This is a genomic window from Streptomyces sp. NPDC059679 (assembly GCF_042734105.1).
Classification (GTDB): domain Bacteria; phylum Actinomycetota; class Actinomycetes; order Streptomycetales; family Streptomycetaceae; genus Streptomyces.
In genome coordinates this window covers 1-6,861 of the sequence record NZ_JBHWES010000148.1, presented here as the reverse complement: position 1 = coordinate 6,861, position 6,861 = coordinate 1, and the positions used below count along the sequence as shown (strand labels likewise).

At 72.4% G+C, this 6,861-nt stretch carries 6 protein-coding genes and 1 pseudogene; 3 read left to right on the top strand and 4 right to left on the bottom strand.

Features of this window, described 5'->3' with window-relative positions:
- Positions 1–63 precede the first annotated feature (63 nt).
- Together ACFV2X_RS54960 and ACFV2X_RS54955 are read right to left on the bottom strand one after the other, a co-directional pair.
- The gene (locus tag ACFV2X_RS54960; protein ID WP_043486392.1) at positions 64–438 is read right to left on the bottom strand and encodes an RNA polymerase-binding protein RbpA; all 375 of its coding nucleotides are present in this window, start codon (positions 436–438) and stop codon (positions 64–66) included.
- A gap of 256 nt (positions 439–694) precedes the next feature.
- Entirely contained in the window at positions 695–1,507 is an 813-nt protein-coding gene (locus ACFV2X_RS54955) for a YitT family protein (protein WP_385631721.1), read from the bottom strand.
- A 120-nt stretch (positions 1,508–1,627) separates the two neighbouring features.
- On the opposite strand from ACFV2X_RS54955, the gene ACFV2X_RS54950 reads away from it, so the two are divergent.
- Positions 1,628–3,148 (top strand): PLP-dependent aminotransferase family protein, encoded by a 1,521-nt coding sequence (locus ACFV2X_RS54950; RefSeq protein WP_385631718.1) that lies wholly within the window; start codon positions 1,628–1,630, stop codon positions 3,146–3,148.
- A 61-nt stretch (positions 3,149–3,209) separates the two neighbouring features.
- Here ACFV2X_RS54950 and ACFV2X_RS54945 read toward each other — a convergent pair whose 3' ends face one another.
- Positions 3,210–4,931, bottom strand: coding sequence for a hypothetical protein (locus ACFV2X_RS54945; protein ID WP_385631716.1), 1,722 nt, complete (start codon positions 4,929–4,931; stop codon positions 3,210–3,212).
- A gap of 1 nt (position 4,932) precedes the next feature.
- Positions 4,933–5,127: a hypothetical protein gene (locus ACFV2X_RS54940; protein WP_014174892.1), complete on the bottom strand. Its 195-nt coding sequence runs from the start codon at positions 5,125–5,127 to the stop codon at positions 4,933–4,935.
- Between the two features lie 139 nt (positions 5,128–5,266).
- Here ACFV2X_RS54940 and ACFV2X_RS54935 point away from each other — a divergent pair, with 139 nt between their 5' ends.
- Complete coding sequence (locus ACFV2X_RS54935; protein WP_385631713.1) at positions 5,267–5,683, top strand: ankyrin repeat domain-containing protein; 417 nt, start codon at positions 5,267–5,269, stop codon at positions 5,681–5,683.
- Between the two features lie 208 nt (positions 5,684–5,891).
- Positions 5,892–6,725, top strand: a pseudogene (locus tag ACFV2X_RS54930) (family 16 glycosylhydrolase); the annotation flags it as partial.
- Positions 6,726–6,861: the final 136 nt, after the last annotated feature.

Below are 6,861 nucleotides of genomic sequence, written 5' to 3'. Positions count from 1 at the left end.
GGCTCGGCAGTGGCCCCGGCCCTTGATATGTCGCTGTTGTCGCTGTCGGTTGCCGTCGTGTGATCAGGCAGACTTACGGGTGTCGCGCGGATGCACAGCGATGTTCATAGCGCCGGAGCGCAGTACGGCCAGCCGCTCGGCCAGCACCTCCTCGAGCTCTTCACGGGTGCGCCGCTCCATGAGCATGTCCCAGTGCGTGCGCGCCGGCTTGGCCTTCTTCTCCTCAGGACCGTCGCCGTCCACCAGGAGTGCTACGGCACCACATGCCTTGCACTCCCACTCCGGCGGGATCTCCGCCTCTACCGAGAACGGCATCTCGAATCGATGTCCGTTCTGGCATGCGTACTCCACCGCCTGGCGCGGGGCCAGATCGATGCCGCGGTCGGTCTCGTAGCTGGTCACCACGAGTCGCGTGCCGCGGAGAGCTCGCTCACTCATGAATCGTGCCTCCCGGGCTTGTCGCCCACAGGACAGGTGTCGCTGTCGTCGTCATCCGGTCAACGTCCGGTCGGCGGTGAAGATTCCCGTACTGGGACATGCGTCGCCCGTCGTGCCGCCCCGTTGTTCTACCCACAGGCGCCCGGTTTGTCACATCTGGCAGCAGATGTCACCCAGCGTTTCTGGTACTTTAGCGCGCAGTAACGGTCCGCCTTGTGGGCCGAGGGCGTACACTACCGCTCCGCACCCGCGAGGGCTAAATCCGGTCATGTATCGCTGTCCGTGTTGTTTGCGTTTTCTGTGTTTTGCCCTGTGCGACGACCGGCGAGCGCTCGCCCGCGGGCGAGGGAAGTGCGAAGAAGCGCAGGAAATACTGGGCGAGCGGCCCGATGGACAGCGCGTACAGCACCGTGCCGACCCCCACGGACCCGCCCAGCGCGAACCCGACCGCCAGCACCGTCACCTCGATCGTGGTCCGCATCAGCCGCACCGAGCGGCCGGTGCGCCGGTGCAGCCCGGTCATCAGCCCGTCCCGCGGGCCCGGTCCGAAGTGGGCCGAGATGTAGAGACCGGTGGCCGCGCCGTTGAGGATCACCGAGAACACCAGCAGCGGGATCCGCAGAGCCAGCGCGTGAAGGTCCGGCATCAGCCAGAGTGTGATATCCACCACCACGCCGATCACCGCCACATTGGACACCGTGCCCAACCCCGGGCGCTGCCGCAGCGGGATCCACAGCAGCAGTACGGCGGCGCCGACCACGATGGTCACCGTGCCGAAGGACAGCGAGGTGTGCCCGGCGACGCCCTGGTGGAAGACGTCCCAGGGGTCGAGCCCGAGTCCGGCGCGCAGCTGGAGCGCCATGCTCACGCCGTACAGCACCAGCCCCGCGTAGAGGTGGACCAGACGGCGCGCGAGGTGGGGGCCGGGGGACGGGGGCGGTGATGGCTCCGAGGGTTCGGACGGCGCGGACGACGCGGACGACGGCTCGGACGACGACTCGGGTGACGGCTCAGGTGATGGCTCGGGTGACGGCTCGGACGACGTGGGCGGTACGGGTGGCGCGGACAAAGAAGGCTCCCAGAGGCTGAAGTGGCCTTGCCGGTGGAGGCAGTGGACTGTGGCGTGTCACTCTGTACCCCGAGACCAGTCCAGATCTATGGCCAATTCCGGAAAGGTGGACCGCAGACGATGAGTCCGTGGACATCCGCGGTGGGAGCACCCCAGTTGGCTCGCCTGCTCGGGCCGGAGCACACACGCGAGGCCGAGGCCGCGGCGATCGTCTCGGTGACGGGCGGCCGGCGCGTACCCGCGTACCGTTCGCTCGCCGATCGCGTACGGCTGCTCGTCCTGGAAGGCCGGGTCCCGGTCGCGGCGCGGCTGCCCGCCGAGCGCGAGCTCGCCGCGGCCCTGGGGGTGAGCCGGACCACGGTGGCCGCCGCGTACGAGGCGCTGCGCCAGGAGGGGTTCCTGGAGTCGCGGCGCGGGTCCGGCAGCTGGACCGCGATGCCCGCCGGGAGTCCGCTGCCCACCCGTGGGCTCGACCCGCTGCCGCCCGAGGTCGCGCGCTCCGTGATCGACCTGGGCTGTGCGGCCCTGCCCGCGCCCGAGCCCTGGCTGACCCGCGCCATGCGCGGCGCCCTGGAAGAGCTCCCGCCGTACGCCCACACCCACGGCGACTACCCCGCGGGGCTGCCCGCGCTGCGCCAGGCCCTCGCCGACCGCTACACCGCACGCGGCATCCCGACCATGCCCGAGCAGATCATGGTGACCACCGGGGCCATGGGCGCGGTGGCCGCCATCTGCCGGCTGTTCGTCCGCCATGGCGAGCGGGTCGCCGTCGAGTCGCCCTCGTACGCGAACGTCCTCCAGCTCCTCCGGGAGGCCGGCACCCGGCTGGTGCCCGTGGCCATGGGCCCCGGGCTCGCGGGCTGGGACCTGCCGGCCTGGCGGCAGACGCTGCGCGAGGCCGCGCCGCGGATGGCGTACGTCGTCGCCGACTTCCACAACCCCACCGGCTCGCTCGCCACCGACGAGCAGCGCAGACAGCTCGCCGACGCGGCGCGCTCGGCCGGGACCGTGCTCGTCGTCGACGAGACCATGGCCGAACTGCACCTGGACGACGAGGTGGAGCCGCCCCGGCCGGTCGCCGCGCTCGACCCCGGGGGCAGCGCCGTCATCACCGTCGGCTCGGCGAGCAAGTCCTTCTGGGCCGGGCTGCGCATCGGCTGGGTGCGTGCCGCCCCCGACATCATCCGCAGCCTGGTCGCGGCCCGCGCCTACGCGGACATGGGCACCCCGGTCGTCGAACAGCTCGCCGTGGGCTGGCTGCTGGCCACCGGCGGCTGGGACGAGGCGGTCGAGCTGCGCCGCGCGCAGGCGCGGGAGAACCGCGACGAGCTCGTCGCCGCCGTCCGCCGCCACCTCCCCGACTGGGAGTTCGCCGTACCGCACGGCGGGCTCACCCTCTGGACCCGCACCGGCGGCCTGTCCGGGTCACGGATCGCGGAGACGGGCGAGCGGCTTGGCGTACGGGTCCCCTCGGGGCCCCGCTTCGGGGTCGACGGCGCCTTCGAGGGGTACGTACGGCTTCCGTTCACCGTCGCCGGCGCGGTCGCCGAGAAGGCCGCCACCCGCCTGGCCGCCGCGGCGGACCTGGTCGCGAGCGGCGCCGTGGTGGAGGCCCAGGTCCCGCGCAGCTACGTGGCCTGAGCCGGTGGCGGGGCGCGGCCTTGACGGCCGTGCCGCCGCGAGCCGGCCGTCCGGACACTCCCTACCCCTCCGCCGGGCTCCCCGCGGGCCCGGCCTTCACCATGTCGACCGGCATGTCGATCCGCCCCGCGGCCTCGACCGGGTCCGGGTTCGGGTCCGGGGCCGCCTCTCGCGGCAGCTCCGGCTCCGGCAGCAGCCCGAGCACGGCCTGCCGCTGCGCCTCGTTCGTCGCCTCGTCGTACGGGTCGGGGGTGGCCGGCACCTGCAGTCGGTGCACCGGGCCGGCGCCGAGCCGTACGTAGCCCCGGCCCGGGGGCACCTCGGGCGTCGGCGTGGTGTGCGGCGGGGCGCCGAGCACGGCCCGGATCTGGTCGTCGGAGGCGGGCCCCAGCACCACCCGGGCCCGGGTGTGGGACCGTACGACCTCGCCGAGCGCGTCCGCGGCGTCAAGGTGGTCGGCCACCACCACCCGCACCTGGGCCGCCCGCCCGTGGCGCAGCGGCACCTGCAGCAGCTCCTGGGGGTCGCGGCGGCCCTCGGCCGCGGCGAGCTGGCCGAGCACCGTCGGCCGGTCGAGGACGAGCCACAGCGGGCGGAGGATGTCCTGCGGCGGCGGGTGGCCCGTCTGGCGGGCCCGGTTCGCCGCGATCAGCCGCCGCTCCGTCTCGTGTGCCGCCCACTCCAGCGTCGCCAGCGTCCCGGCCAGCCCGCATTCGACGCCCAGCACCCCGGCCCGGCCGCCGAGGAACGCGTACTCGCCGGTGCCGCTGCCGTCCACCACCAGCACCTGGCCGTGGCACAGTGCCTGGAGGGCGATGGACCGCAGCAGGGTCGTGGTGCCGCTCCCGGGCGGGCCGAGCGCGAGCAGATGCGGCTCCGTGGACCGCGGCCCGGTGCGCCACACCACCGGCGGGGCGTCCCGCCGCACCTCCTCCGCCGGGTCGTCGGCGGCCTCCGTGACGGGCAGCGTGCGCTGCACCGAGGAGGCGTCGGTGAAGCCGAGCACAGTCTCGCCGGGCGTGGTCACAAAGCGCTGGGCGCCGATCGCGGTGGACAGGGCGGGCAGTACCGTCATCGTCAGGCGGTTGGCCTCCTCGTCCCATTCGAAGAAGTACTCCCGGCCGCGCCCCGACTTGGCGTACAGCAGCCGCTCGACGCGGGTGCGGGACTCGTCGTCGCCGTCGGTGAAGTACGCGGGGTAGCGCAGCTTCAGCAGGGTCAGCCGCCCGGCGTCGTCGAATTCGAAGGAGCCGAAGGCGCTCGACCACTCCCCGCCGTGCGTGTACAGCGGGCTCGGGTCCTCGGCGGCGGAGAAGTACGGCACCAGCGCCTCGTACAGGATCCGCAAGCGCTCCCGGCCGGCCTCGTCGGGCCCCGGATCCTTGACCGGGCCCTTGCGCCCGGCCCAGAACGCGGCCCCCATCAGGCTGACGGCCGACAGCGTCGGGCCGTACGGCAGCAGGGCGATGCCCACCACGCAGGTGGCCATCAGGAACAGCGCCGGGCCGCGGCGCTCCTTCGGGGTCTGTGCCCATTTGCGCCGCCCGGCGGCAGCCATGGCGCGCAGCCCGCGGCCGAGCGCGATCAGCGGATGCAGTACGTCGGCGGTGCCGTCGCCGACGGCCCGGGCGAAGCCGCGGACGCGGGCCGACCTGGCGCCGAGGGCCGGCTTGCCGAGGCGGGCGGATGAGCCGCCGCGGATCAGCCCGCCGCGGGCGAACCCGCGGGCGCGGGCCAGCGGGCCGCCGCCGCTGAGGACACGGGGGAGTGGTCGTCGGCGCACGTCAGAACTTGATCCCGCCCAGCAGGTTGGCCAGGCTGGTGCCACCGGCTCTGATGCTCGGGGCGATCGCGGTGCTCGCGAGATAGAAGCCGAAAAGGGCGCAGATGATGGCGTGCGACGCCTTGAGGCCGTCCTTGCGGAAGAACACGAAGACGATGACACCGAGCAGTACGACGCCGGAAATGGACAGGATCATCACGGGCTCCTGGCTGGTGGGGGACGGTCACCATGAGTTCTTCCAGGGTCACTCCAGGTACCCACTCGGCAAAAGGTGCAAATGGGTGGATTATCGGTGTATTCACTGGTGTGGACGCGAAGCCGGAGGCGAGACGCCCATGAGCGACCAGAATCGCGAGACCGAGCCGGCCCACGACCCGGAGGTGCTGCAGCTCGCGGCCAAGGTCTTCGATCTGGCCCGGCACGGGGACACCGATACGCTCGCCGCCTATGTGGACGCGGGGGTCCCGGCCAATCTCACCAATGACAAGGGGGATTCGCTCCTCATGCTCGCGGCCTGCCACGGGCACCCGGCGACCGTCTCCTCCCTGCTGCACCGCGGGGCCGACCCCGACCGCCCCAATGAACGCGGTCAGACGCCCATCGCCGGCGCCGCCTTCAAGGGCGAGGAGGAAGTGGTCCGGGTGCTGCTGGCCGGCGGCGCCGATCCGCTGGCGGGCTCGCCCTCGGCGGTCGAGGCGGCGCGTATGTTCGGGCGGCGGGATCTGCTCGCGCTGTTCGGTGCGGCGGAGTGAGCTGACGGCGTGCGGGCGGCCTGTCGCCCGTTCGACTTCTGTCCGCCGCCGACCCTGCCGACGGCGAAATGCCTCAACTTCTTTGAAGCGAATGGTCCGGACTATTGACATGCCTTGAACAAGGCTCGGCATGATGTCCCCATCGCGCACCCTTCCCTACGGGCTGCCCCCGGCCGCCCGTTCCCCCACACAGGAAGGCCATCGCTTCATGAGGAAAACTCTGCGCATCGCCATGACCGGCCTGCTCGCGGCGGCCGCCCTCGCCGCCGCCCCCTGGCCGGCCCCGGCCGCCGACGCCGCCCCGCCGGCCGTCGCCGCCACCTTCACCGACAACTTCGACGGCGCGGCGGGCAGCGCCGTCGACGGCTCCAAATGGGGCTATGAGACCGGCGACAACGTCAACAACCACGAGCGCCAGTACTACACGGACGGCACCAAGAACGCGGCGCTCGACGGCCAGGGCAACCTGGTCATCACCGCCCGCAAGGAGAACCCGGCCAACTACAACTGCTGGTACGGCCGGTGCGAGTACACCTCGGCCCGGCTCTCCACCGCACGCACCTTCACCACCGCGTACGGACATGTGGAGGCCCGGATCAAGGTGCCCCGGGGGCAGGGCATGTGGCCCGCCTTCTGGATGCTCGGCAACGACATCGGCAGCGCCGGATGGCCCAACTGCGGCGAGATCGACGTCATGGAGAACGTCGGCTTCGAGCCCAGCACCGTGCACGGCACCATCCACGGCCCCGGCTACTCCGGCTCGGGCGGCATAGGCGCCGGCTACACCCTGCCGAACGGGCAGAAGTTCGCCGACGGCTTCCACACCTTCGCGGTCGACTGGTCGCCCAACAAGATCACCTGGTCCGTGGACGGCAACGTCTACCAGACCCGCACCCCGGCCGATCTGAACGGCAACCGCTGGGTGTTCGACCACGGCTTCTACATCATTCTCAACCTCGCGGTCGGCGGCTACTGGCCCGGCGACCCGGACGGCTCGACCACCTTCCCGCAGCAGCTGGTGGTCGACTACGTCAAGGTCACCGGCGGCAACTGACGACCGGATGACACGGTGACGCGGTGACGTCGGGGGGGCCGCCCCCCCGGCGCGGCCCCGCCCCGGCCCCCACAGCCCCACCCCCGCCCCCCCCGCCCCCCCCGGCGAACAAACCACCAACACC

Coding starts and splice junctions, on each gene's coding strand:
- ACFV2X_RS54960 (WP_043486392.1), bottom strand. CDS start 438: ATGAGTGAGCGAGCTCTCCGCGGCACGCGACTCGTGGTGACCAGCTAC.
- ACFV2X_RS54950 (WP_385631718.1), top strand. CDS start 1,628: ATGAGTCCGTGGACATCCGCGGTGGGAGCACCCCAGTTGGCTCGCCTG.
- ACFV2X_RS54940 (WP_014174892.1), bottom strand. CDS start 5,127: ATGATCCTGTCCATTTCCGGCGTCGTACTGCTCGGTGTCATCGTCTTC.
- ACFV2X_RS54935 (WP_385631713.1), top strand. CDS start 5,267: ATGAGCGACCAGAATCGCGAGACCGAGCCGGCCCACGACCCGGAGGTG.